At 71.7% G+C, this 25,447-nt stretch carries 23 protein-coding genes; 12 read left to right on the forward strand and 11 right to left on the reverse strand.

Going from position 1 to position 25,447, the window contains the following annotated elements; all coding sequences use genetic code 11:
* Window positions 1-66 precede the first annotated feature (66 nt).
* The 3 genes from AC2EAQ_RS04335 to AC2EAQ_RS04345 all read left to right on the forward strand — a co-directional run bounded on the left by AC2EAQ_RS04335 (window position 67) and on the right by AC2EAQ_RS04345 (window position 6,083).
* A complete protein-coding gene (locus AC2EAQ_RS04335) occupies window positions 67-2,346 on the forward strand; it encodes a S8 family serine peptidase (RefSeq protein ID WP_484640544.1) in 2,280 nt (759 codons plus the stop codon).
* 129 nt (window positions 2,347-2,475) lie between these two features.
* Window positions 2,476-5,091, forward strand: a complete 2,616-nt coding sequence (locus tag AC2EAQ_RS04340; RefSeq protein ID WP_484640545.1) for a putative bifunctional diguanylate cyclase/phosphodiesterase — start codon at window positions 2,476-2,478, stop codon at window positions 5,089-5,091.
* 29 nt (window positions 5,092-5,120) lie between these two features.
* The gene (locus tag AC2EAQ_RS04345) at window positions 5,121-6,083 is read left to right on the forward strand and encodes a bifunctional riboflavin kinase/FAD synthetase (protein ID WP_484640547.1); all 963 of its coding nucleotides are present in this window, start codon (window positions 5,121-5,123) and stop codon (window positions 6,081-6,083) included.
* 37 nt (window positions 6,084-6,120) lie between these two features.
* On the opposite strand, the gene AC2EAQ_RS04350 is transcribed toward AC2EAQ_RS04345, so the two are convergent.
* Window positions 6,121-7,002 (reverse strand): MipA/OmpV family protein, encoded by an 882-nt coding sequence (locus AC2EAQ_RS04350; RefSeq protein ID WP_484640549.1) that lies wholly within the window; start codon window positions 7,000-7,002, stop codon window positions 6,121-6,123.
* Between the two features lie 352 nt (window positions 7,003-7,354).
* On the opposite strand from AC2EAQ_RS04350, the gene ileS reads away from it, so the two are divergent.
* Genes ileS through AC2EAQ_RS04375 form a run of 5 tightly spaced genes read left to right on the forward strand, consistent with a single transcriptional unit; the run spans window position 7,355 to window position 13,184 of the window.
* Window positions 7,355-10,204: an isoleucine--tRNA ligase gene (gene ileS, locus AC2EAQ_RS04355; protein WP_484640550.1), complete on the forward strand. Its 2,850-nt coding sequence runs from the start codon at window positions 7,355-7,357 to the stop codon at window positions 10,202-10,204.
* A 2-nt stretch (window positions 10,205-10,206) separates the two neighbouring features.
* Window positions 10,207-10,722 (forward strand): signal peptidase II, encoded by a 516-nt coding sequence (gene lspA / locus AC2EAQ_RS04360; protein ID WP_484640551.1) that lies wholly within the window; start codon window positions 10,207-10,209, stop codon window positions 10,720-10,722.
* A 10-nt stretch (window positions 10,723-10,732) separates the two neighbouring features.
* Window positions 10,733-11,413, forward strand: coding sequence for a TIGR04283 family arsenosugar biosynthesis glycosyltransferase (locus tag AC2EAQ_RS04365; RefSeq protein WP_484640552.1), 681 nt, complete (start codon window positions 10,733-10,735; stop codon window positions 11,411-11,413).
* Window positions 11,410-12,051, forward strand: coding sequence for a TIGR04282 family arsenosugar biosynthesis glycosyltransferase (locus AC2EAQ_RS04370; RefSeq protein WP_484640553.1), 642 nt, complete (start codon window positions 11,410-11,412; stop codon window positions 12,049-12,051). The genes AC2EAQ_RS04365 and AC2EAQ_RS04370 overlap by 4 nt, the downstream gene beginning before the upstream one ends.
* Window positions 12,052-12,056: 5 nt before the next feature.
* Window positions 12,057-13,184, forward strand: coding sequence for a phosphotransferase family protein (locus AC2EAQ_RS04375; RefSeq protein ID WP_484640554.1), 1,128 nt, complete (start codon window positions 12,057-12,059; stop codon window positions 13,182-13,184).
* Here AC2EAQ_RS04375 and AC2EAQ_RS04380 read toward each other — a convergent pair.
* From AC2EAQ_RS04380 to lhpI, 9 genes are all read right to left on the reverse strand, one after another.
* The gene (locus AC2EAQ_RS04380; protein ID WP_484640555.1) at window positions 13,067-14,119 is read right to left on the reverse strand and encodes a nucleoside hydrolase; all 1,053 of its coding nucleotides are present in this window, start codon (window positions 14,117-14,119) and stop codon (window positions 13,067-13,069) included. The genes AC2EAQ_RS04375 and AC2EAQ_RS04380 overlap by 118 nt on opposite strands.
* 7 nt (window positions 14,120-14,126) lie before the next feature.
* A complete protein-coding gene (gene arsB, locus AC2EAQ_RS04385; RefSeq protein WP_484640557.1) occupies window positions 14,127-15,209 on the reverse strand; it encodes an ACR3 family arsenite efflux transporter in 1,083 nt (360 codons plus the stop codon).
* A 4-nt stretch (window positions 15,210-15,213) separates the two neighbouring features.
* On the reverse strand, window positions 15,214-15,708 hold the full coding sequence (locus AC2EAQ_RS04390) for an arsenate reductase ArsC (RefSeq protein ID WP_484640558.1): 495 nt from the start codon (window positions 15,706-15,708) through the stop codon (window positions 15,214-15,216).
* Window positions 15,705-16,082 carry an ArsR/SmtB family transcription factor gene (locus AC2EAQ_RS04395; RefSeq protein ID WP_484640559.1) on the reverse strand — a complete coding sequence of 126 codons (378 nt, stop codon included), beginning with the start codon at window positions 16,080-16,082 and terminating at the stop codon, window positions 15,705-15,707. Before AC2EAQ_RS04395 ends, AC2EAQ_RS04390 begins: the two co-directional genes overlap by 4 nt.
* The gene (gene arsJ, locus AC2EAQ_RS04400; RefSeq protein WP_484640560.1) at window positions 16,079-17,353 is read right to left on the reverse strand and encodes an organoarsenical effux MFS transporter ArsJ; all 1,275 of its coding nucleotides are present in this window, start codon (window positions 17,351-17,353) and stop codon (window positions 16,079-16,081) included. Before arsJ ends, AC2EAQ_RS04395 begins: the two co-directional genes overlap by 4 nt.
* 7 nt (window positions 17,354-17,360) lie before the next feature.
* Window positions 17,361-18,404: an ArsJ-associated glyceraldehyde-3-phosphate dehydrogenase gene (locus AC2EAQ_RS04405; RefSeq protein ID WP_484640561.1), complete on the reverse strand. Its 1,044-nt coding sequence runs from the start codon at window positions 18,402-18,404 to the stop codon at window positions 17,361-17,363.
* Between the two features lie 106 nt (window positions 18,405-18,510).
* Complete coding sequence (locus AC2EAQ_RS04410; protein ID WP_484640562.1) at window positions 18,511-19,032, reverse strand: ArsI/CadI family heavy metal resistance metalloenzyme; 522 nt, start codon at window positions 19,030-19,032, stop codon at window positions 18,511-18,513.
* A gap of 12 nt (window positions 19,033-19,044) precedes the next feature.
* Window positions 19,045-19,371, reverse strand: coding sequence for an ArsR/SmtB family transcription factor (locus AC2EAQ_RS04415; protein WP_484640563.1), 327 nt, complete (start codon window positions 19,369-19,371; stop codon window positions 19,045-19,047).
* A 61-nt stretch (window positions 19,372-19,432) separates the two neighbouring features.
* Window positions 19,433-20,368 carry a bifunctional Delta(1)-pyrroline-2-carboxylate/Delta(1)-piperideine-2-carboxylate reductase gene (lhpI, locus tag AC2EAQ_RS04420; RefSeq protein ID WP_484640564.1) on the reverse strand — a complete coding sequence of 312 codons (936 nt, stop codon included), beginning with the start codon at window positions 20,366-20,368 and terminating at the stop codon, window positions 19,433-19,435.
* Between lhpI and AC2EAQ_RS04425 the strand changes: the two genes are divergently transcribed.
* From AC2EAQ_RS04425 to AC2EAQ_RS04435, 3 genes are read left to right on the forward strand one after another with little or no spacing between them, the layout of a single operon-like run.
* On the forward strand, window positions 20,367-21,509 hold the full coding sequence (locus AC2EAQ_RS04425) for an NAD(P)/FAD-dependent oxidoreductase (protein ID WP_484640565.1): 1,143 nt from the start codon (window positions 20,367-20,369) through the stop codon (window positions 21,507-21,509). The genes lhpI and AC2EAQ_RS04425 overlap by 2 nt on opposite strands.
* 46 nt (window positions 21,510-21,555) lie before the next feature.
* The gene (locus AC2EAQ_RS04430; protein WP_484640566.1) at window positions 21,556-23,259 is read left to right on the forward strand and encodes an ABC1 kinase family protein; all 1,704 of its coding nucleotides are present in this window, start codon (window positions 21,556-21,558) and stop codon (window positions 23,257-23,259) included.
* A gap of 21 nt (window positions 23,260-23,280) precedes the next feature.
* Entirely contained in the window at window positions 23,281-24,057 is a 777-nt protein-coding gene (locus AC2EAQ_RS04435) for a DUF2189 domain-containing protein (protein ID WP_484640567.1), read from the forward strand.
* 5 nt (window positions 24,058-24,062) lie between these two features.
* On the opposite strand, the gene AC2EAQ_RS04440 is transcribed toward AC2EAQ_RS04435, so the two are convergent.
* Complete coding sequence (locus tag AC2EAQ_RS04440) at window positions 24,063-25,046, reverse strand: quinone oxidoreductase family protein (RefSeq protein WP_484640569.1); 984 nt, start codon at window positions 25,044-25,046, stop codon at window positions 24,063-24,065.
* An 89-nt stretch (window positions 25,047-25,135) separates the two neighbouring features.
* Between AC2EAQ_RS04440 and AC2EAQ_RS04445 the strand changes: the two genes are divergently transcribed.
* Window positions 25,136-25,441 (forward strand): putative signal transducing protein, encoded by a 306-nt coding sequence (locus tag AC2EAQ_RS04445; RefSeq protein ID WP_484640570.1) that lies wholly within the window; start codon window positions 25,136-25,138, stop codon window positions 25,439-25,441.
* Window positions 25,442-25,447: the final 6 nt, after the last annotated feature.

Consider the following 25,447-nt stretch of genomic DNA (forward strand, 5'->3'; position numbering starts at 1 on the left):
CGCGATACGGGAAGGCCGGGAGGGAGGGAGACGCCGCGTGCGGAGCCCCCCGGCAGACCTCGGAGCGTGAACGCCCTACCGCCGGAGCCGATGATGAAGAACAACACCACCCGCTACACGGTACTGATCGAGCGACGCAGTGCGCCCCGGTGGCTGCTGGCGCTGGCGCTGCTGACGCTGGCTTTCCTGCTGATGGGCAGCCCGCGCGTGTCCGCGGCGCCCGGCGACGGCCTGGGGCCGAGCCAGAAGCACCGCAAGATGGCGCGCGACCTCGACGGCGTGGAGGACGCGACGCGCCACCGCGGCAAGCGCTGGATGCGCGAGCGCGGCGGACGCCGCCTGGTGCAGGTGGTGATCGTGTCGGCCGATACCGACCGCAACATGACCGCCCTGAAGGCCGAGGTGGCCCGAGTCGGCGGCACCGTCGACGCCGCGATGCCGGGCCTGTCGATGCTGACCGCGTCGCTGCCGCCGCGCCAGGTGGCCCGCTTCGGCGACCGCGCCGACGTGCGCTATATCGCCCCCAACCGCGAGACCAAGCGCACCGCAAGCACGCTCGAAGCCATCACCGGCGCGACGACGAGCGCCGTGCGTGCCAACTCCACCAAGTTCAGCTACACGGGCCTGGACGGCACCGGCGTCGGCATCGCGGTGGTGGACTCCGGCGTGATGCGCACGCACGAGGCGTTCAACAACGCCGCCGGCGTGTCGCGCGTGGTGCGCAACGTGCAGTTCATGACCACGTCGCTCGCCGACTGGACCAATGGCTACGACGCCAACACCTCACTGCAACCCGGCAGTGCTGCGCTGGCCGCCTACGAGGCCGCGATCAACAACAGCGCCAGCCTGATGCAGGACGGCTACGGCCACGGCACGCATGTGGCCTCGGTGGCCGCGGGCCGCCCGGTGACCTATGGCGTGGCCCCGGACCTGACCGGTCTGGCGCCCAACGCGAACATCTACGACGTCAAGGTGCTCAACGACCAGGGCGTGGGCACGCTGAGCGACACGCTCGAAGGCATCCAGTGGGTGATCTACCACGCGAAGGAATACAACATCCGCGTGATGAACCTGAGCCTGGCGATGGCCTCCACCGACAGCTGGCAGGACGACCCGCTGTGCGTGGCCGCGCGCAGCGCGGTGTCGGTGGGCATCACCGTGGTGGTGGCCGCCGGCAACTTCGGCAAGAACGCGCAGGGCCGCGAGGTCTACGGCTCGATCTCGTCGCCGGGCAACGACCCGAGCGTGATCACGGTGGGCTCGAGCAACAGCAAGGGCTCCATCGGCCGCGGCGACGACCAGGTGAACATGTTCAGCTCGCGCGGCCCGACCCGCGGCGGGCGGATGGGCAGCAACGGCGTGCGCGTGCCCGACAACGTGCTCAAGCCCGATCTCGTGGCGCCGGGCAACCAGATCACCGGCGCCGCCGCGACGCGGGCCGACGCCGCCAACCCAGCCTGGAACGCCATCGCCGCAGGCAATTACGCCCAGCTCGTCACCGCCACCGGCATCGCGCAGACCTACCGCGAGACGCAGATGTACCTGTCGGGCACGTCGGTGGCCGCCCCGGTAGTGGCCGGTACCGCGGCCCTGCTGCTGCAGGCCAACCCCGGCCTCACGCCGCCGATGGTCAAGGCGATCCTGCAGTACACGGCCCAGCCGATCCCGGGCGCGAACCTGCTGCAGCAGGGCGCAGGCCTGGTCAACGTGCATGGCGCGGTGACGCTGGCCCGGGCGCTGCGCACCGACATCGCCACCGCGCTGGCCAACGGCACGCTGGCCCCGGGGGCGTCGATCATGACGGGCGCCTTCCCGGCGCGGTCGTCGACGGTGGGCGGCAGCACCTTCAACTGGTCGCGCATCGTCTTCGCCGGCGGCAACCGCGTGCTGTCGGGCGACGCCCTGTTCACGCGCTTCCAGCCCTTCTACAACCCGCGCCTGACCTGGTCGCGCAACGTGGTGCTGGAACGCTGGGCCGACTACTGGGACGCTTCGCGCACCTTCGTCTACTGGTTCTGGGAGAGCCCCGCAGGCAACCAGCCGCTGGTGACCGCCGGCGTGCTCGACGGCTCCTCGCTGCTGGGCGTCAGCTCGCTCACGGGACGCACCGGCCTGTTCACGCTGACGCCGACGCTCAGTTCGTGGTTCACGGCCGGCAGCGGCGTCGTGCTGGCCGAGGGCGTGGTGCTGGCCGAGGGTGTCGTGCTGGCCGAGGGCGTGGTGCTGGCCGAGGGTGTCGTGCTGGCCGAGGGCGTCGTCCTCGCCGAGGGCGTGGTCCTCGCCGAAGGTGTGGTGCTGGCCGAGGGTGTGGTCCTCGCCGAGAGCGTGCTGCTCGGCGAGCCCTGACGCAGGCGACCCTGCCGTGACACAGTACGCGGCCATCCGGTACTTGAGGCGCGCCACCCTGGCGAATCCTCAGCGGCAACGCCTAGCATCGGACGACGCCCGCCGCGTCGCAAGCCGTACCGCCCTTCGATGACCACGCCCACGCAGGCTCCCAGCCTGGACGACACGCAGCCCGCCGCACCCACCACGGTCTGGCGGCGCCTGCATGCCGCGCTGATGCCGGACTACAACCCGCGTGCCACGACCTATTGGTGGACGATGGTGCTGCTGGGCTCGGCCGCGCTCGCCATGGCGGTGTGGGACCTGCAGAACCTGCCGCTGGTGGCCGTGAGCCAGGTCTTCGTGGGCACCGTCTTCGCCATCGTGGCGGGCTTCTTCCCGGTGCGCATCCCCGGCTCCAAGAACTCCTTCGTCGCCGGCGAGGTGTTCATCTTCCTGCTGCTGCTGATGCACGGCACGTCGGCAGCCTGCATCGCGTCGGCCGGCGAGGCCTTCGTCGGCGCCTGCCGCTCGTCCAAGCGATGGACCAGCCGCATCGCCAGCCCGACGATGGCGGCGCTGTCGATGGCCGTGGCCGGCAACCTGATGGACGCCGTCTTCGGGCTGCTGCACCTGGACCGCGGCACCAACCCCGGCATGCTGCTGCTGGTGGCCTGCGTGGTCGCGGTCGGCTACTTCGCGTTGAACACGATCATGGTGTCCACCGTGATCACGCTCAAGAACAACCGGCGCTTCCACCTCGGCGAGTTCGTCGACAGCTTCGGCTCGATCGGCATCGCCTACGGCGGCAGCGCGCTGATCGCCGCGCTGCTGCACCTGACGGTGCAGCACTCGGGCCTCGGCGTGCTGCTGGGGGCGCTTCCCGTGGTCGCCATGCTGCTGGCCACGGTGCACTACTTCCTGCGTCAGCAGGAGGCCAACCAGGCGATGCAGCGCAGCCGGGCCGAGGCCGCCGAGCGCGAGGCCGAGCAGTCGGCACGCCACGTCGCCGCGCTCAGCGAGAGCGAGCGGCGCTTCCACAGCGCCTTCACCCATGCCTCGATCGGCATGGCGCTGGTGTCGATCGACGGCCGGGTGCTGCAGGCCAACACCGCGCTGGCCTCGATCCTGGGCGTCGAGAACGGCAAGGCCCTGGCCGAGCGCGACTTCGCGACCCTGGTGGTCGACAACGACCGCGCCGCGCTGCGCGACAACCTCGCCGGCATCGGCTCGCGCCGCATCGATTCGTTCAACGCCGAGATGCGCTGCCGCCACGCCACCGGCAGCGAGCTGTGGGCAGCGCTGCACGGCGCCTTCTTCACCGACAGCGACTCCGAGGCGCCCTGCCTGATCGTGCAGGTGCAGGACATCTCTGCGCGCCGGCATGCCGAGGCACAGCTGCACCACATCGCGTTCCACGACAGCCTGACAGGCCTGCCCAACCGCAGCCGCTTCCATGGCCTGCTGGCCCAGGCGCTGGCGGCGCTGGACGGCAGCCCCGAGCGGCACTTCGCGGTCATGTTCATGGACTTCGACCGCTTCAAGCTGATCAACGACAGCATGGGCCACTCCGCCGGCGACGAGTTCCTGATCCAGGTGTCGCGCCGCATCCAGGATCAGGTGCGTCCGGGTGACGTGGTCGCACGGCTGGGTGGCGACGAGTTCGCGCTGCTGGTGCACGACGTGAAGGACGAGGCCGCCGCCACCGGGCTCGCTCAGCGGCTGCTGGACGTGCTGAAGAAGCCGCTGGCCGTGGCGGGCGTCAACCTGACTGCCAGCGCCAGCATCGGCATCACCTTCAGCCGGCTCGGCTATCACGCCCCGGACGAGATGCTGCGCGACGCCGACACCGCGATGTACCGCGCCAAGGCCGCGGGCAAGGCGCGCTATGCCCTGTTCGATGCCGCCCTGCACACCGAGGTGGCGCAGCGCGTGCGCATGGAAGCCGAGCTGCGCCAGGCCATCGCCAGCGGCAGCATCGAGGTCGCCTACCAGCCGATGTTCCACATCGGCAGCGGCAAGCTGCGCGGCTTCGAGGCGCTGGCGCGCTGGAACCACCCGACGCTGGGCGCGGTCAGCCCCAGCACCTTCATTCCGCTGGCGGAGGAAGCCGGCGTGATCGTCGAGCTGACCGACCTCGTCCTGTCCCGCGCCTGCGCGCAGGTGCGGGCCTGGCAGGCGCTCGACCCGGTGCTCGACGAACTGAAGCTGCAGGTCAACCTGTCCGGCGCCGACCTGACCCATGCCGCGCTGTACGACCGCGTGGAGCGGGTACTGCGCCACAACGCGTTCCCGCCGCAGCAGCTCACGCTCGAGCTCACCGAAAACATCCTGATGGAGCGCCTGGAAGGCGCGCTGAGCACGCTGGAGTCGCTGCGCCGGCTCGGCGTGGCGCTGGCCATCGACGACTTCGGCACCGGCTACTCGTCGCTGTCGTACCTGTCCACGCTGCCCATCGACAGCCTGAAGATCGACCGCTCGTTCGTGCACGGCATGCGCCTGGGCAGCAAGGACGCCGAGATCGTGCGCGCCATCGTGTCGCTGGGCGGCACGCTGGGCAAGACCGTGGTGGCCGAGGGCATCGAGACCGAGTCCCAGCTGATGCAGCTGCATGCCCTGGGCTGCGAACACGGCCAGGGCTTCCACCTGTCGCGGCCCCTCTCGGTGCCGGACGTGCAGGCCATGCTCGAGTTCATGCTCGCCGAGCGGCGCGACAGCCGAATGCTGGCCTACGACACCGGCGTGGCGGCGCTGCTGCGGCACTGAGGCCCGACCGGCCCCGATAATCGCGCGCCATGCGCGTCTTCCGCGGTTTCCAGCATCCCGGCCTCGCCAGCGCCTGCGCGCTCACGATCGGCAGCTTCGACGGCGTTCACCGCGGCCACCAGGCCATGCTGGCGCTGCTGGCCAACGAGGCCCGGCATCGAGGCGTGGCCTCCTGCGTGCTGACCTTCGAGCCGCACCCGCGCGACTTCTTCGCCGCCCGCGCCGGCAAGCCCGAGAACGCTCCGGCCCGCATCGGCACGCTGCGCGACAAGCTGACCGAGCTGGAGCGCTGCGGCATCGACCAGGTGGTGGTGCTGCGCTTCGACGAGCGCCTGGCCGCGCTGGCGCCCGAGGCGTTCATCGCCCAGGTGCTGGTGCGCGGTCTGCGCGCGCGCTACGTGCTGGTGGGCGACGACTTCCGCTTCGGCGCCCGCCGCGCCGGCGACTACGCGATGCTCGACGCCGCCGGCGCTGCGCGAGGCTTCGACGTGGCGCGCATGCAGAGCTACGAGGTGTACGGCCTGCGCGTGTCCAGTTCCGCGGTGCGCGCGGCGCTGGCCGACGGCGACATGGCGCGCGCCGCTGCCCTGCTGGGACGCCCCTATGCGGTCAGCGGCCACGTGCTGCACGGCGCGCGGCTCGGGCGCGACCTGGGCTTTCGCACGCTGAACCTGCGCTTCGCGCACGGCTGCCCGGCCGCGTCGGGCATCTTCGTGGCGCGGGTCCACGGGCTGCCGGGCGGCCCGCTGCCCGGGGTGGCCAGCTTCGGCCGCCGCCCGACGGTGGAAGACGACGGCCGCGTGCTGCTGGAAGTTCACTGCCTGCAGTGGCCCGCCGCGCTCGGCGCCGACGGGGGCTATGGCCGCCTGCTGCGCGTGGAACTGCTGCACTGGCTGCATGCCGAGCGCAAGTACGCGTCGCTGGAGGCGCTGCGCGGCGGCATTGAACGCGACGTGGCCGACGCGCGCGCATGGCTGGCCGCGCAACCCTGAACCCGCACCGCCCGGTGGCCGGTCACGGGGCCGCGGGTCAGAAGCGGCGCGCCAGCCCGACCGACACGCCGTAGCCGCTGCGGTCGCGGACCAGCGGGCTGTCGGCCGCCGGGCCGAGCAGGCGCGACACGTTGGCGCTGGCGAACCCGGCCCACTGCGGCGTGATGTCGTCGCGCCAGGTGACCGAAGCCGACATGTCGCGCAGGCCTTCCCCGGCCGAATACGCGCGATAGCCCGACGCCGCCGCCTGCGCCGGCGTGACGCCGTACCAGGTCTGCATGTAGCGGTCGCCAGCACCCGTGACCGACGCGCCAAGGATCAGCCGCTGCTGCCCGCCCAGCGGCACGGTGCGCGACACGTTGCCCGTGACCACGTAGCCCCCGACCCGGTTCAATGCGTCGATGCTGCTGCCCAGGTTGGCCGACCAGTACGGCGCCGGCTCCCAGCGCAGGTTCAGGCGTGCGCGCACCGTGGCCGGGATGTCGCCCAGGCCCTGGAGCTGGTCGCTTTCGGACTCGCGCCGGCCGGCATCGAAGCGCAGCGCGAGGTTCACCCGCAGGTGTTCGCGCTTGATCAGCAGCGCGTCGAGGCCACGCTCGACGTCGTCCTGCGTCCGGGTGGTGAAGCCGCCGGCCCCGGACAGCGTGTAGCGGCCCCAGCGCACGAAGCCGGCCAGCTCGGGCTCGACCTTTCGGTCCGACGACCCGCTGAAGGCGGGCCTGTAGGCCAGGATCAGGCCGACGGCGCCTTCGACGTTGCGTCGTGCGGGCGGCGGGGTGTCGCGACCGACCGCCGGATCGGGTTCCGGTGCGGCCGTCGAGGGGCCGGTGCCCGCCTGCGCCAGGGCCGGTGCCGCGGCCAGCACCAGGAGGGTCAGGGCCACGAGGGCCGGAACGCGAATGCCGAAGATGAGGGTCATGAGTTGCCGATCGTGAGGCCCCGGTGCACCCGAGTCCATCCGGACGCGGCCGCCGCTTGCGCCGGATCATTGGCGCCGGCGGGCCTGAAGGCACTCTGAAGGCCCTGGCGCGGCCCGTTCCGGCGCCGGGGGAGGCAGCTTCTACAATGCGGCCATGGTCCGCCCCCTGCCCCGCCGCCTGCGTGTGCCCCACGCGGCGCAGCAACGCCAAACCACCCGCGACCGAATTCCGCGCGCGGCCTGACGGCTGCGGCCTGCCGCCGCGCCGACGACCGCCGCCCGGCGACCGGCCCCGCCCGGCCCCGAGCCCGCCCGACACCTTCCGAGGCCTTCGTGCGAAGGCCCTAGCGACATGACCGCCACCCCCGACTACCGCGCCACGCTGAACCTGCCCGACACGCCGTTCCCGATGCGCGGCGACCTGCCCAAGCGAGAGCCGGGCTGGGTCGCGAAGTGGAACGACGAAGGCCTCTACAAGCAGCTGCGCGCGGCACGCCATGGCGCGCCGCTGTTCGTGCTGCACGACGGCCCGCCCTATGCCAACGGCACGCTGCACATCGGCCATGCGGTGAACAACATCCTGAAGGACATGGTCGTCAAGTCCAAGCAGCTGGCCGGCTTCGACGCGCGCTTCGTGCCGGGCTGGGACTGCCACGGCCTGCCGATCGAGAACGCGATCGAGAAGGTGCACGGCCGCAAGATCGGCCGCGACGAGATGCAAAGCCGCAGCCGCGCCTACGCCACCGAGCAGATCGCGCAGCAGAAGGCCGACCGCCAGCGCCTGGGCGTGCTGGGCCTGTGGGAGCGGCCCTACCGCACGATGGACTTCGCCAACGAGGCCGGCGAGCTGCGCGCGCTCAAGCGCGTGATGGAGCGAGGCTTCGTCTATCGCGGCCTGAAGCCGGTGTACTGGTGCTTCGACTGCGGCTCGTCGCTGGCCGAGTTCGAGATCGAGTACGCCGACAAGAAGAGCCAGACGCTCGACGTCGGCTTCCTGTGCGCCGAGCCGGACAAGCTGGCTGCCGCCTTCGGCCTGCCGGAGATCGTCGGCGAGAGCTTCGCCGTGATCTGGACCACCACCGCCTGGACCATCCCGGCCAACCAGGCGCTGAACCTGAACCCGGCACTCGACTACGCGCTGGTGCACACCGAGCGCGGACAGCTCGTGCTGGCCGCGTCGCTGGTGGACAAGTGCCTCGAGCGCTACGGCCTGCAGGGCCGCGTGATCGCCACCACGAAGGGCGAGAAGCTCGGCGGCATCGCCTTCCGCCACCCGCTGGCGCACGTGGACGCCGGCTACGACCGGCTCGCGCCGGTGTACCTGGCCGACTACGCCACCGCCGACGACGGCACCGGCCTCGTGCATTCGTCGCCGGCCTACGGCCTGGACGACTTCGTGTCGTGCACCTCGCACGGCATGAAGGTGGAGGACATCCTCAACCCGGTGCAGGGCCACGGCAGCTACGCGCCGGACTTCCCGCTCTTCGGCGGCCAGAACATCTGGAAGGCCGTGCCCGTGATCATCGATGCCCTGCGCGACGCCGGCCGGCTGTTCGCCACGGCCACCATCACCCACAGCTATCCGCACTGCTGGCGCCACAAGACGCCGGTGATCTACCGCGCCGCGGCGCAGTGGTTCGTGCGCATGGACGAGGGCGAGGGCGTGTTCACGAAGGACAAGGCGCCGAAGACGCTGCGCCAGATGGCGCTCGAGGCGATCGACGCGACGAGCTTCTTCCCCGAGAACGGCCGCGCCCGGCTGCGCGACATGATCGCCAACCGGCCCGACTGGTGCATCAGCCGCCAGCGCAGCTGGGGCGTGCCCCTGCCCTTCTTCCTGCACCGGGACACGGGCGAACTGCATCCGCGAACGATGGAGATCCTGGACCAGGCCGCGCAGATCGTCGAAGGCGGCGGCGTCGAGGCCTGGAGCCGCGTCACGGCCGAGGAGATCCTCGGCGCGGCCGATGCGGCGCACTACACCAAGAGCACCGACATCCTCGAGGTGTGGTTCGACTCGGGCTCCACCTTCTTCCACGTGCTGCGCGGGTCGCACCGCGGCCCGGACGCCGACCCCGGCTTCCACACCGCGGGGCCGGAGGCCGACCTCTACCTGGAAGGCCACGACCAGCACCGCGGCTGGTTCCACAGCTCGCTGCTGCTGGGCTGCGCGCTGGAGGGCCGCGCGCCGTACCGCGGCCTGCTGACGCACGGCTTCACGGTGGACGGCCAGGGCCGCAAGATGAGCAAGTCGCTCGGCAACGTGATCGAGCTGGGTGCGCTGTGCAAGGACATGGGCGCCGAGATCGCGCGCCTGTGGTGCGCGTCGACCGACTACTCGGGCGACCTGGGCATCGACAAGAACATCCTGGCCCGCGTGGTGGACGCCTACCGCCGCATCCGCAACACGCTGCGCTTCCTGCTCGCCAACGTGAGCGACTTCGACCCCGCGAAGGACGCGGTGGCGCCGGCCGACCTGCTGGAGATCGACCGCTGGGCGCTGGCCCGCGCGGCCGAGCTGCAGACCGAGCTGCTGGCGCACTACGAGCGCTTCGAGTTCCACCCGGTGGTGGCCAGGCTGCAGCTGTTCTGCAGCGAGGACCTCGGCGCGTTCTACCTCGACGTGCTGAAGGACCGGCTCTACACCACCGCGCCGAACTCGCTGGCCCGCCGCTCGGCGCAGACCGCGCTGTGGCAGGTGACGCACGCGATGCTGCGCTGGATGGCGCCCTTCCTCAGCTTCACCGCCGAGGAGGCGTGGCCGGTGCTCGCGCCGGGCAAGTCGGCGTCGATCTTCACCGAGACCTTCTGGGCCTTCGACGCGCCGGACGCGGCTTTGCTGGCCAAGTGGGCCCGCGTGCGCGCGATCCGCGACGAGGTGAACAAGGCGATCGAGGCCGTGCGCACCGAAGGCGGCGTCGGCTCGTCGCTGCAGGCCACGGTGACGCTGGCCGCCGGCGCCGAGGACCGCGCGCTGCTGGCCACGCTGGGCGACGACCTGAAGTTCGTGCTGATCACGTCGGCGGCAGCCGTGGTGCCGGGCGATGCGCTGGCCGTGACGGTGACGCCGTCGCAGGCCACCAAGTGCGAGCGCTGCTGGCACTGGCGCGACGACACCGGCCACGACCCGGCGCACCCGGGCCTGTGCGGCCGCTGCACCAGCAACCTGTACGGCGCGGGCGAGACGCGCAAGGTGGCCTGAGCATGGCGCGCGGTTCCTCGGGCGCGCCGGGCCTGGCGCTGTGGCTGGGCCTGGCGCTGCTGGTGGTCGTGGCCGACCAGCTGACCAAGACGCTGATCCTGGGCCAGTTCCAGCTCGGCGACGTGCGGCCGGTGACGTCGTGGTTCAACCTCGTGCGGGTGCACAACACCGGCGCGGCGTTCTCGTTCCTGGCCGGTGCGTCGGGCTGGCAGCGCTGGTTCTTCATCGGCCTGGGCGTGGCGGCCACCGTGTTCATCATCTGGATGCTCAAGCGCCATCCGTCGCAGAAGCTGTTCTGCTTCGCGGTGACGATGATCATGGGCGGCGCCATTGGCAACGTGGTCGACCGCGCGCTGCACGGCTACGTGGTGGACTTCCTCCAGTTCCGCTTCTCGGTGCTGGAGCCGGTGTTCCGCGGCGGCTACTTCCCGAGCTTCAACGTCGCCGACAGCGCCATCACGCTGGGCGCGGTGCTGTTGATCGTCGACGAGATCCGGCGCGTGCGCCGCGGCGGCTGAGACACGCACCGTGCCGCGCCTGGCCGTCGTGCTGCCCGCGCTGGACGAGGCGGGCTGCATCGAGGCCACGCTGCAGCGGCTGCAGCCCCTGCGCGAGCGGGGCGCCCTGGTGGTGGTGGCCGACGGCGGCAGTCGCGACGCCACCGCGGCCCTGGCCACACCGATGGCCGATCACGTGCTGGCAGCCCCCCGCGGCCGCGCGCGGCAGATGAACGCGGGCGCCGCGGCCTGCGGCGACGCCGACCTGCTGCTGTTCCTGCACGCTGACACCCGGCTTCCCGATGGCGCCGACACGCTGGTGCGCGCCGCGCTGCATCAAGGGGCGTCCTGGGGTCGGTTCGACGTGCGCATCGAAGGCCGGTCGCCCTGGCTGCCCATGGTGGCCGCGGCGATGAACCTGCGCTCGCGCCTGACCGGCATCGCCACCGGCGACCAGGCGCTGTTCATGACCCGCGCGGCCTTCGACGCCGTGGGCGGATTCCCCGACCAGCCGCTGATGGAAGACGTGGAGATCAGTCGCCGGCTCAAGCGACGCGCCGGGGCGCCGGCCTGTCTGCGCGAACGCGTGCGCACCTCCGGTCGGCGCTGGGACCGCGACGGCGCCTGGCGCACCATTGTGCTGATGTGGCGGCTGCGCTGGGCCTACTGGCGTGGCGCCTCCCCCGACGCTCTGGCCCGCCGCTACCGATGACGACCTCCGCGACCCCGCCGCACCGGGTGGAGGTGGCGGTGATGGCCAAGCAGCCGCTGCCGGGGCGGGTGAAGACCCGGCTCGCACCCGCGATCGGGGCCGACGGCGCGGCGCGACTCGCCGCGCGCCTTCTGGAGCATGCGTTGGCACAGGCGGCTCGCGCGGCGGTCGGCCCGGTCACGCTCTACCTCGACCCCGGCGTCGGGCACGCGCCGACCCAGGCGGTGGCCCGTGCGCTCGGCGTCGACGTGCAGCCGCAGGGCGATGGCGACCTGGGCGAACGCATGGAGCGCCTGCTTCGATCCGGCCTGGAGCGCGAGCGCGCCGCGATCGTGATGGGTACCGACGCGCCGGGTCTGGACTCCGCGATGCTGCAGGCGGCCGCGGCCGGGCTGGTGCGGCACGACGCCGTGATCGTGCCGGCGCACGACGGTGGTTTCGTACTGATGGGGCTGACCCGGTGCCCGCCGGGCCTGCTGCACGGCCTGACCTGGAGCCATGCCGACGTGCTGCGCGACACCCGGGCGCGCCTGGCCGCCGCGGGACTGGACTGCCTCGAACTGCCGGCCGTGGCCGACATCGACACCCCGGACGATCTGCGGCATCTGCCGTCAGGATGGGACGCCTGGCGCGACTGACGACGATGAGCCTTGCCGATCCCGTGACCGATCCTCAACTCGACCGCCTGGCCCGAGCCGTGGCCGATGCCCTGCATCGCGAGGGACTGTGCGCCGCGCAGGCCCGTCTCGAAGCCCTGGCGGACACCGGGCTGGCCCACTGGCACCTGCGCATTCCGGGCACCGGCTGGCTGGCGCGCGTGCCCAAGCAGAGCCAGGTCGGCCTGCCACCGGACGCCCACCTGGGCTACGAAGCGGCGTGCTTCGCGCGCGCCCAGGCGGGCGGCCGGTCGCCACGCCTGCACGGGACGCTGGCGCCGTCACTAGCCCTGCCCCACGGCGCCCTGCTGGTGGACGAGATCGTTGGCCGCCCGGCGCGGCTGCCCGCGGACCTGCCTGCGTTGGTGGACGCGCTGGCCGCGATCCATCGGCTGCCCCTGCCGGCGATGCAGGCGCGCGCGCCGCTGCCAAGCCCCATCGACCCGCTGCGGGCCCTGCGCGACGAGATCGAGGCCCAGGCCGTGCACCTGGACCGTGCCGGCCTGGCGCCCGCCGCACGCGCACGCATCGACGCCGAGCGCGACGGGCTGGCGCGTCGCTGCGCCGCCGAGGGTCGGCCGCGGACGTCGCTGATCGCCTTCGACGGTCATCCCGGCAACTTCGTCGTGGACGCGCAGGGCCGTGCCTGGCTGGTGGACCTGGAAAAGGCCCGCTACGGCCACCCGGCCGTGGACCTCGCCCACGCGACGCTGTACACGTCGACGACCTGGGATGTCGCCAGCCACGCCGTGCTGTCGACGGCCGAAGTCGCGTCGGCCTGCGACCAGTGGTGCGAAAGCGTGGGCGCCGACGCCGCCGAGCGGGCCTGGATCGTGCCGCTGCGCCGCGCGATGTGGCTGTGGTCGGTGACCTGGTGCGCCAAGTGGCGCGCCTTGTCCGACCGCCCTCCCGCCACGCCGCAGCAAGGCGGCGAGGATTGGTCAGCCGCCCTGTCGGAAGCGGCGCTGGTCGCGCACGTGCGCGACCGGGTCGACCACTACCTGTCGCGCGACGGGATCGACCGGGTGTGCGACGAGGCCGATGCGCTCGACCGGGACATGGCATCGAAGGCGTCGAACATCGCGGCGAACACCGCGTCGCGTCGCACCGCGTAGCCCTCGCGCATCCAGGCGCGCGTGGCGTCGCCGGGCTGCCAGCGAAGATCGCGGCCCAGGCGCGGCGTGCGGGCCCAGAACGTGGGCACCAGCGACGGTTCCAGCAGCCAGGCCAGACAGATCGCGTCCCAGATCACCCACGAGTGGGCGCGGAAGCTGTCGATGCCGTGCAGCTCCCACAGCGGGTTGTGGGTGAACAGATGGTGCAGGTAGTCGCCGATGGCGCCGCGCCCGCGCACCCACTGCTCCACCTCGGGCAGCGACAGCCGCAACTGCGCACCGACCTGGAAGCCCGGCAGGTAGACCAGCGGCACGCCACAGTCCATCAGATGCCGTGTGGCGGGCAGGTCCTGCTCCAGGTTGAACGACTGGTTTCCATGCGGCGCATGCGACGGGTAGCCGCTGGTCCACACCACGACGATGCGACCGGCGATGGCGGGGTCCAGCAGCAGGGCGGCGGCCACGTTCGTGGGGCATCCCAGTGCCAGCACGTACAGGCGCTCTCCCTCGGGCGTGGCACGCGCCCGCGCCACGAGGTCGCGCGCCGCGTCGCTGTCCAGCGGCTGCCCGGGGCCGGGCAGGTAGCCGGCCGAACCGGCGAACACGCGCCCTTGCGCCGGCGTGCCGCAGTGACCGAACACGCGCAGGATCTCCTCGAAGCTGCGTTGCATGCCCTCGGCCGGGGGCGCAAAGGGGCGCAGGTCGGAGAACGCGCGATGCGGCTGCGCGGCGCGCCGGTGCGCGAAGCTGAACGGCGCCGCATACACCGCCTGCAGGTCGATCCGCTCGGGCACGCCCAGTGCCCAGGCGAGCACGAACTGGTCGTCGATCTCGTTGGCTGCGTCGGTGTCGATCACCACCCGCGGGCGCGCCGGCGGGTCGGCCAGCGCGAGCCGGGTCAGGGCGTCGATGGACTGGAGGTCGGGTTCGGACATCCCATGATCATGCCTTCGCGGCGGGACGCCCGGCCTCGTACCAGCCGCGGCTGCGGTTGACCCACCGCACCACCAGCAGCATCACCGGCACCTCGATCAGCACGCCCACCACGGTGGCCAGTGCGGCACCCGACTCGAAGCCGAACAGGCTGATCGCCGCGGCCACCGCCAGCTCGAAGAAGTTGCTGGCGCCGATGAGCGCCGACGGGCAGGCCACGGCGTGCGACTCGCCGGCGCGGCGGTTGAGCCAGTACGCCAGCGCCGAGTTGAAGAAAACCTGGATCAGGATCGGCACCGCCAGCAGCGCGATCACCAGCGGCTGCGCGAGGATCGCCTCGCCCTGGAAGGCGAACAGCAGCACCAGCGTGGCCAGCAGCGCCGCGATCGACCACGGCCCGATGCGCGCAAGCGCCGCTTCCAGCGCGCCGGGGCCGCGGGCCAGCAGCCCGCGGCGCCAGGCCTGCGCCACGAGCACCGGGATCACGATGTACAGCACCACCGACGTCAGCAGCGTGGCCCAGGGCACCACGATCGACGACAGCCCGAGCAGCAGCGCGACGATGGGCGCGAAGGCGAACACCATGATGGTGTCGTTGAGCGCGACCTGGCTGAGCGTGAACAGCGGATCGCCCTGCGTCAGCCGGCTCCAGACGAAGACCATCGCGGTGCAGGGCGCGGCCGCCAGCAGGATCAGCCCGGCGACGTAACTGTCGATCTGGTCGGCGGGCAGCCAGGGCGCGAACACCTGGCGCACGAACACCCAGGCCAGCAGCGCCATCGAGAACGGCTTGACGGCCCAGTTGACGAACAGCGTGATGCCGATGCCACGCCAATGGCGCCGCACCTGGTGCAGCGCGCCGAAGTCCACCTTCAGCAGCATCGGGATGACCATCACCCAGATGAGCAGGCCCACCGGCAGGTTGACCTGCGCGAACTCCATGGCGCCGATGGCGCGCACCGGTCCGGGCAGCCATTGACCCAGCGCGATGCCGACGACGATGCACAGGAACACCCAGACCGTGAGGTAGCGCTCGAAGGCGTTCATCGGTGCCGGCGTCGCGGCCGGCGCATCGGTGGGGCGTGCCTGCATCGGCCTACCGCTGGCCGATGTCGCGGATCTCGCGCTGCAGGGCCATCCGGTCCAGGGACGCCATCGGCAGCGCCAGCATGAGTTCGATGCGGCGCTTGAGGATCACCGCCGTGTCCCAGAACATCTGGGCCTTCTGCGCGTCGGTCCCCTCGAAGGCGGCCGGGTCGGCGACGCCCCAGTGCGCGGTCATGGGCTGGCCCGGCCAGACCGGGCAGGTTTCGCCGGCCGCCTTGTCGCAGACGGTGAAGACGAAGTCGAGTTGAGGAGCCTGCGGCTGAGCGAACTCGTTCCAGTCCTTGCTGCGAAAACCCTCGTTGGGGATGTGCATCTCGGCCAGCGTCCTCAACGCCAGGGGGTTGACGATCGAACCCGGATGACTGCCGGCCGAGTACGCGCGAAAACGTCCCCGGCCGAGACTGTTGAGGAGGCCCTCGGCCATGATCGATCTGGCCGAGTTGTGGGTGCAAACGAAGAGTGCGTTGTAGACCTTGTCGCTCATGCGGGCTCCGATGCGGGATTGGGAGTGGTTGGGCACGTGGTGCAGTCAGCGCCGGCTGTGGACGCCGTCGACTCGCAGCGGACGGCGTGGCAGCAATGCGCAGACAGGTAGGCAAGCAAGTCGTTCATCGCAACGATGTTCGGGCGGTAGATCAGGAAGCGGCCGTCGCGCTCCTGCGTCAGCAAGCCGGCGTGCAGGAGTTCCTTCACGTGGAACGACACGGTCGACGGTGACAGCGACAGGTCCTGGGCGATCGAGCCGGGCGTCGTGCCCGCCGGCCCGACCCCGACCGCGACACGAAAGATGCGCAGGCGAACTTCATGGGCCAGGGCGCCCAGCGAACGGACGGCGGCCTTCTCTTGCATCGGGCTCATGCCGCCAGCCTGCGCTCGGTCCGGGCGGGCGCCGCGATCCCTGCAGCCGGCAGCGCCAGGGTGACGAGCCAGCACGCGACAAGCATGACGGACGACCCGATCAGCGCATACAGCAGCCCGCCCCACTGGTACAGCAGGCCCGACAACAGCGTGCCGATGAATCGCCCCAGGGCATTGGCTGCGTAGTAGAAGCCCACGTCCTCGGCGGCCTTCTCCGAACCGGCATAGGCCAGCACCAGATACGAGTGCACCGACGAGTTCACGGCGAAGGCGACGCCGAACAGGCCGAGTCCGGCGACGACGACCCATTCGAGGTGGGACACCTTCATGGCGACGAGCACGGCCAGTCCGAAAGGTATGACCGCCAGCAGCGCCGACCAAAGCCGCGCCGCCGGCACCTCGGCGCTGAGTCCGTCATCGCTGCGGCGCACGATGGCCGGCGCGGCCGCCTGCACCACGCCATAGCCGATCGTCCACAGCGCGACGAAGCCGCTGACCATGGTGAAGGTCCAGCCCGAGGCATACAGGAACACCGGCACGCCGACGACGAACCACACGTCGCGAGCACCGAACAGCGCCACCCGGGCGGCAGCCAGCAGGTTGATGCCGCGGTTCTTCGCGAACAGTTCCTTCGCCGACTTCGAGGCCTTGCTGCGCCCCATCAGCGGCGGAACGAAGGCGATCACGCCGACGAGCACGATCGCCAGCGCCCCCGCCATCATCCACAGCGCCGCCTGGAAGCCCACGGCCTGCAGCAGCAGCCCGCCGAGGAAGAAGCCGATGCCCTTCATCGCGTTCTTGCTGCCGGTGAAGAAGGCGACCCACTTGAACAGCCGGCCCGAAGCCTCGCCCGCCGTGGCCTTGATGGCCGACTTGCTGGCGGTCTTGGTCAGGTCCTTGGCCACGCCGCAGACACCCTGTGCAGCCACCACCCAGGCCACTGCCAGCGCGGCCGACCAGGTCGGCGACAGCGCCGACATGAGCAGGAACCCGGCGATCTCGGTGAACAGGCCGACGGCCAGCATGCGCTTGATGCCATAGCGCGTGGCCAGCCAGCCGCCGATCAGGTTGGCCACGATGCCCATGGCCTCGTACAGGAGGAACAGGAAGGCCAGCGTGAACGGCGAGTAGCCGAGGCGGTAGAAGTGCAGCAGCACCAGCATGCGCAGCGCGCCGTCGCTGAGGGTGAAGCCCCAGTACGCCGCCGTCACGATGGCGTAGTGGCGCGCCCCCTGCCCCAAGACCGGCCCTGGCAACTGGCTGGCGCTCATGAGCGGCTCAGATCCCCTGGCGCTGCAGGTGCGCGGCCAGGTCGACCATCCGGCACGCGTAGCCCATCTCGTTGTCGTACCAGGCGTAGACCTTCAGCAGGGTGCCGTCGGTGACCATGGTCGACAGGGCATCGACGATCGAACTGCGCGTGTCGCGCGCATAGTCGGCGCTGACCAGGGGCCGATCCTCGTAGCCGAGGATGCCGGCCAGCGACCCGCGCGCAGCCTGGGCGAACAGCGCATTGACTTCTTCGGCCGAGGTCTCGCGCCTGAGTTCGAAGACGCAGTCGGTGAGCGACGCGTTGAGCACCGGGGCACGCACCGCATGTCCGTTGAGCTTGCCCTTGAGCTCCGGATAGATCAGCGCGATCGCGGTGGCGCTTCCAGTCGTCGTCGGCGCCAGACTGAGCATCGCGCTGCGGGCCCGCCGAAGGTCCTTGTGCGGTGCATCCACCATCAGGTTCGTGTTGGTCGGATCGTGGATGGTGGTGATCTGGCCATGGCGGATGCCCAGCGACTCATGCACGACCTTGACCACCGGCGCGAGGCAGTTGGTGGTGCACGAAGCGGCTGTCACGATGCGGTGCCGGGCAGGCTCGTAGAGATGCTCGTTGACGCCGACCACGATGTTCAACACGTCGCCGACCTTCACCGGGGCAGCCACGATGACGCGTCGGGCACCACGGTCCAGATGGCCCTGCAGCGTTTCAGGGGTCAGGAACTTGCCGGTGCACTCGAGCACGAGGTCCACGCCGAGATCGCCCCAGGGAATCTGTGCCGCCGTCCCATGGGACGTGAAGCCCAGTCGCCGGTCGTCGATCCGGATCACGCTGTCGCCTTCGGCCGCGATGCGGCTGCGCCAGCGGCCCTGCACGCTGTCGAACTCCAGCAGGTGTGCGGTCGCGGCGGCCCCGCCCTTCAGTTCGTTCAGGTGCACCACGTCGAGCCGGTTCGCGCCTCGGGGATCGTCGGCCGGACGCTCCGCCGCCCCCAGCGCCGCCCGCAGGGCCAGTCGGCCGATGCGCCCCATGCCATTGATGCCGACCCTCACGACGAGTACTCCCTGGAAGACAAAACGATCATTCCATCAGTGTAGAAATGATGGATGGCAGAACCGTGACAGACGCCGACACGGCCGCCCGGGCCGTGCTCGAACGTCAGCAGCAGGCGGAAGAAGCCTTGACCGGCACGCCGATCGGCTTGCCGCGTGCGGTGGGGGCGCAGCAGCCCGCGGGCTCGGCCGCAGCCTCCGACAACGTGGCCGACGGCGCACAGCAGGCCGCCGATGCGTCGGCCTTCCGGCCTTCGCTGAACACCGGGATGTCGCCCAGCGTGTGGAAGTGCTCCCAGGCGATGCCCTGCGGGTCCGTCACCCAGTGCTTGTCGCTGCGGGCATAGCAGCAGGTGGTGGCGCCTTCGTCCTCCAGCGCCATGTCCGCCGCCTGGGCCCTCGCCTTCATCGCGGCGAGTTCGGCCGGCTCGTCGGTCTGGAAACCCAGGTGATCGATGCCGGGGGCCGCGCCGCGCGTGGAGATCGCGAAGTTCAGCGCCGGGTCGTCGAGCATCCACTTGGCGTAGTCGGCCTCGACGCGGGCCGGCTGGGCCGCGAACAGCTGCGAATAGAACGCGACGCTGCGGGCGAGGTCGTCGACGTGCAGGTGGACATGGAATCGCTTCATGAAGCCTCCGGTTCAGCAGGTGGTGGAACGCCGCGCAGCGCCGGTCGAGCAGGACTGGCCCTGGCAGCAGTGGTCGGTGAGAAAGCCCAGCAGCTCGTTCATGCGGTCGAGCGCCGGGCGGTAATGCAGGTTGCGGCTTTCGCGCTCGACGCTCACCAGGCCGGCATGCACCAGCTCCTTCAGGTGGAAGGACAGCGTCGAGGCGGGCACGTCGAGCATCGCGCTCAGTGCACCGGGCGTCAGGCCCGAGGGCCCGGCGCCCACCAGGGCGCGGAACACGCGCAGGCGCGCCGGCTGGGCGAGCGCGGCGAGCGCGGTGACGGCACCGGTTTCGTTCATGGTTCTAGTTTTATGGAATTATGGAAGCCTGTCAAGCCCTGCTTCGCGCCCCACGGGCGCGTCAGGTCGGGGTGCCGGCCACCAGCCGGGCGGCGGCCAGGTCTTCGAGGGCGGTGCCGACGGACTTGAACAGGGTCACGTCGTCGTCGTGCAGGCGCCCGGGCCGGTCGCCCCGCAGCAGTTCGGCCAGGTCGGCGACCACGTGGCCGCGACCCACGACGCCGGCCTCGATCGGCTGCACCAGGTCGCCGGCCTCGGCCAGCGCACCGGCGTAGGTGTCCACCACCACGCGCGCCCGCGCCACCGCGGCGTCGTCCACCTCGCGCATGTCGCGCCGGAAGCCGCCCACGAGGTCCAGGTGCGTGCGCGGCGCGAGCCACGCGCCGCGCACCAGCGGCTCGTGCGAGGTGGTGGCGCAGCTCACCACCTGGGCCGCCGCCACGGCACGCGGCAGGTCCTCGGCCAGCGTGGCGTCGATGCCTTCGGTGCGCAGGGCCTGCACCATGGCCTGCGCCCGCGCGCCGTCGCGCCCCCACACGGCCACCTCCGTGAGCGACGGGTTCAGGGCCAGGTGCGCCCGTGCCATCCAGGGCGCCAGCCGGCCGGTGCCCACCACCAGCAGGCGGCGGGCCCGCGGCGGCGCCAGATGGCGTGCGGCCAGCGCCGATGCCGCCGCGGTGCGACGCAGCGTCAGCGCCTCGCCGTCCAGCAGCGCCCGCGGCACGCCGGTGGCGCGGTCCAGCAGCAGGTACGACGCCTGCACCGTGCCGGCCCCAAGCGCCGCCGCGCCCGGCATCACCGTCACCAGCTTGACGCCCAGGGCGTCGGCACCCCAGGCCGGCATCAGCAGCAGCGTGTCCGCGGCACCCAGCGCGTGGGCATGGCGCAGCGGCACCTCGGTGTCGCCGCGCACGAAGGCGGCTTCGAGCGCGTCGGCCAGCGCCGCCCACGGCAGCGCGGCATGCACCTCGGCGGCTGAATAGACTCGCAGTTCCATGAGCCAGGGCAGTGTAGTGATCGTCGGCGGCGGGGTGATGGGCGCATCGGCGGCCCGCTTCCTGGCGCGCGACCACGGCGTCGCGGTCACGGTGCTGGAGCGCGACCCGACCTATGCCGTGGCTTCGAGCGCGCTGTCGGCCAGCTCGATCCGGGTGCAGTTCTCCACGCCGGTGAACATCGCGCTGTCGCAGGCGAGCCTGGCGCTGATGCGGCCCTGGGCCGACGAGCTGGGCTTCGTCGAGGCGGGCTATCTGTACCTCGTCGGTGCCGAAGGCGCAGCCACGCTCACCGGGCTGCAGGCGATGCAGCGCGACGCCGGCGCCGACGTGCGCCTGCTCGACCCGGACGAGCTGCGCGCGCGCTGGCCGTGGCTGTCTCTCGACGGCATCGCGCTGGGTTCATGGGGCGCCCGCGGCGAGGGCTGGTTCGACGGCCCGGCCCTGCACCAGACGCTGCGGCGCGAGGCGCAGGCGCACGGTGCGCGCTTCGTGCATGCCGAAGCCGTGGCCTTCGACACGCAGGGCGACCGCGTGCTCGGCGTGCGCGACACGGCGGGCCGGATGCACCGTGCCGACCGGGTGCTGCTGGCCGCCGGGGCCTGGGTGTCGCCGCTGGCCGCCGCCCTGGGCGTGGCGCTGCCGGTGCATGCGCGCAAGCGCGATGTCTTCGTGCTCGACTCGCCGGCCACCCTGCCCGGCTGCCCGCTGGTGATCGACCCGTCGGGCGCCTGGCTGCGGCCCGAGGGCCGCGGCTTCATCGCCGGCGGCCCGCCGCGCGGCGACGACACTGACGATCTGCCGCTGCACGCGATCGACCACGGCCTGTTCGACGACTGGCTCTGGCCGGTGCTGGCCGCGCGCGTCCCGGCGTTCGAGGCCCTGCGCGTGCGCTCGGCCTGGGCCGGCTACTACGAGATGAACACCTTCGACCACAACGGCCTCGTTGGCGCGCTGCCGGGCTGGGACAACGCCTTCGTGGCGGCGGGCTTCTCGGGCCACGGCATGCAGCATGCGCTGGGCGTGGGCTGCGGCATCGCGTCGCTGATCGCCGACGGCCGCTGGGGCGCGCTCGACCTGACGCCGCTGGCGCCGGACCGCCTGGCACGCCACGCGCCCTTGCGCGAGGTCAACGTCATCTGAGGTTTCCCCGCGCCGGGCGGGCTGCGCACGGCGCCATACTCGACGCATGCTGATCCAGGCCCTCGGCACGGCGCGCGACCTCGGACGCATGCAGGAGATTGCCGGCGTGCTGGTGCGCCATGGCCTGGGCGACACCGTGCGCCGCCTGGGCCTGGCCGACGCGCTCGAGCGCGCGGGGCATGCGCTGCACCAGGAGCATGCCGCCGAGCTGGCGCGCCTGGAGCCGCCGGTGCAGGTGCGCATGGCCCTGGAGGAGCTGGGCCCGGCCTTCGTCAAGTTCGGCCAGCTGATGGCCGGCCGCAGCGACCTGCTCGGGCCGGAATGGATCACCGAGCTGTCGCGACTGCACAGCCAGGTGCCGGCGGTGCCGTTCGAAGCCTTGCGCGCGCAGTTGCGCGAGGACCTCGGCGGCGAGCCCGAACAGGTGTTCGCCCGTTTCGACACCACGCCGCTGGCCGGCGCGTCGATCGCGCAGGTGCACCGTGCGCAGCTGCACGACGGCACCGAGGTGGTGGTGAAGATCCGCCGCCCCGGCATCGAGGCCAAGGTGGAGGCCGACCTGCGCCTGCTGGCGCGGCTGGCCGCACTGGCCGAGAGCGAACTGCCCGCGCTCAAGCCCTATGGGCCGCAGCGCCTGGTGCGCGAGTTCGCGCGATCGCTGCGCCGCGAGCTCGACCTCGCCGCCGAGTGCCGCAGCGCCGAGCGCGTGGCGACCAACCTGGCGCCCCTGGGCTTCGTGAGGATCCCGCGCGTGCACTGGGACCACACGCACAGCCGCGTCAACGTGCAGGACTTGGTGGACGGCATCCCGGGCGAGGACCTCTCCCGGGTGGACGCCGCCGGCCTGGACCGCGCGCTGCTGGCTCGGCGCGGCGCGCAGGCGGTGCTGAAGATGATCGTGCAGGACGGCTTCTTCCATGCCGACCCGCACCCCGGCAACGTGTTCTATCTGCCGGGCAACCAGCTCGCCTTCATCGACTTCGGCATGGTCGGGCGCCTGTCGCCGCAGCGCCGCGACGAACTGCTGCAGCTGCTGCTGGGCCTGGTGCAGCACGAGCCGCAGGCGGTGGCCGACGTGCTGCTGGACTGGACCGGCGACGACCCGGGTGCGGACCTGAACCGGCTCGAGACCGAGATCGAGGCCTTCGTCGAGCAGTACCAGGGCACGCCGCTGGCCGATCTGAGCCTGGGCCAGATGCTCACCGACGCCACCGCGATCCTGCGCGAGCACCGCCTCGCGCTGCCGTCGGACCTGGCGCTGCTGATCAAGTGCTTCGTCTCGCTGGAGAGCATGGGCCGCGGCCTCGACCCCGGCTTCCACATGGCCAGCGAGGCGCTGCCGCTGCTGCGCCAGGCCGTGCGATCACGCTGGCAGCCGCGCGCCCTGGCGCTGCGCGCCTGGGGCTCGCTGCGGCGCGGCATGGCGCTGGCCGGTTCGCTGCCGGGCGACCTGACGCGGCTGCTGCGCGCGGCGCGCCGCGGCCGCGTCCACGTGGGCCTGGAGGTGGCGCACCTCAAGCGCGTGGGCGACCAGATCGACCGCGCGGCCAGCCGCCTGTCGCTGGCGCTGGTGACGTCCGCGCTGATCGTCGGGTCGTCGATCGTGATGACGGTGGACTCGGGCCCGATGCTGTTCGGGCTGCCGGCCTTCGGCGTGCTCGGCTTCGTCGCCGCCCTGGTGGGCGCGTTCGGCCTCGTGCGCTCGGTGCGGCGCAGCCGGCGCCAGGACGCCGACGACGACAGGGGATGACACGCCGGGAGCGCGCACACGATGACCGAGACGCCTTCGCAAGAGCAGCCTGCCGAGCGCGCGAGCGCGCCGCAACTCGCCACCCTGCGCTGGGGCGATCCGCCGCGCTGGCTCGCCGCGGGCCTGCGCGACTTCCTGCGCGCACCGGCGATCGGCCTGTTCTACGGCGCCGCCTTCATGGTGATGGGCTGGGCGCTGGTGCGCGTGTACGAGCGCGCGCCGGCCTACGTGATGGCGCTGGCGGCGGGCTTCCTGCTGATGGGCCCGTTCCTGTGCCTCGGCCTGTACCACGTGAGCCGCTCGCTCGAACGCGGCGAGAAGCCGGACTTCGGCGCCTCGCTGCTGGCCTTCGAGTCGCGCCTCGGGCCGCTGGCGATCTTCGGCTTCGTGCTGCTGGTGCTGGAGATGCTCTGGGGCCGCGCCACGCTGGTGGTGTTCGCGGTCAGCTTCGACGGCATGCCCGACCTGAAGGGCTCGCTGACGGCCCTGCTGGACCCGGAGAACCTCGGCTTCATCGTCGCCTGGCTCGCGGTGGGCGCGGTGTTCGCGGGCCTGATCTTCTCGGTCAGCGTGGTGTCGATCCCGATGCTGCTGGACCGACCGGTGGACGCGATCACCGCCGGCCTGACCAGCCTGCGGCTGGTGCTGACGCAGACTGGGGTGATGCTGTGGTGGGGCGCGCTGATCACCGTGCTGGTGGTGGCCGCCATGCTGCCCTGGTTCGCCGGGCTGCTGGTGGTGGGGCCGGTGATCGGCCACGCCACCTGGCATGCCTACCGCAGCGCGGTGAAGGCCTGACCCGGCTAGGGCATCAGCACGCTGGAGCCGGTGGTCTTGCGCGCCTCGAGGTCGCGGTGGGCCTGGGCCACGTCGGCCAGGTCGTAGCGCTGGTCGATGCGGATCTTCACCTGGCCGCTGCCCACCACCGCGAACAGGTCGTCGGCCATCTTCTGCGTCGCCTCGCGTGTGGCGATGTGCGTGAACAGCGTGGCGCGCGTCATGTAGAGCGAGCCCTTGGGGCCGAGCAGGCCGGGCGCGAACGGCGGCACCGGGCCGCTGGCGTTGCCGAAGCTCGCCAGCAGGCCGAAGGGCCGCAGGCAGTCCAGCGAACCCTCGAAGGTGTCCTTGCCGACGGAGTCGTACACCACCTTCACGCCCTTGCCACCGGTGATCGCCTTGACGCGCTCGACGAAGTTCTCCTTGCGGTAGTCGATCGCGTGCGCGGCGCCATGCTCGAGCGCGAGGCGGCACTTCTCGGGGCTGCCCGCGGTGGCGATGAGCTGCAGGCCCAGCACGCGGGCCCACTGGCAGGCGATCAGGCCCACGCCGCCGGCGGCGGCATGCCACAGCACGAAGTCGCCGCGCTCGAGGCCTTCCACGGGCAGTGTCTTCTTCAGCAGGTACTGCGCGGTCAGGCCCTTGAGCATCATGCCCGCGGCGGTGTCGAAGCCGATGCCCTCGGGCAGGCGGCACACGGTCTTGGCCGGCATCACGCGCACCTCGCTATACGAGCCCGGCGGGTTGCTGGCGTAGGCGGCACGGTCGCCGGGCCGCAGGTGGGTGACGCCCTCGCCCACCGCCTCGACGATGCCCGCGCCTTCCATGCCCAGGCCGTGCGGCAGCGTCAGCGGGTACAGCCCGGTGCGGTGATAGACGTCGATGAAGTTCAGGCCGCAGGCCTGATGCCGGATGCGGATCTCGCCGGGACCGGGGTCGCCCACGGTCACGTCGACGAGTTGCATCACTTCGGGGCCGCCGGTGGCGGCGAACTGGATGGCACGGGGCATGGCGGGGCGCTCCTGTCGAGGGCCCGAAGGTTACGCGAAGCGGCCGCCGCGTGCAGCGTGGCACCATCGGGGCCCCGACGCCCGACCCGATGAAGCGCTTGACCCAGGCTCCCAACATCGCGCTGGCCACGCTGTGGGCAGACCTGCTGTCGCAGGCTGGCATCGACGCCAGCGTGCAGCGCTACTTCGCCAGCGGCATCGCCGGCGACATTCCGCCCGACCAGTCGCTGCCGGAAGTGTGGGTGCACGACGACGCGCGCCTCGAGGAAGGCCGCTCCCTGCTGCGCGACCTGCAGCGGCCGGCCTGGCGGCACTGGGTGTGCCGGGGCTGCGCCGAGCGCATCGACGGCCCCTTCGAGCAGTGCTGGAACTGCGGCGCGGAGATGCCGGCGTGACGGGCG

It is taken from the genome of Aquabacterium sp. T101 (assembly GCF_057219775.1).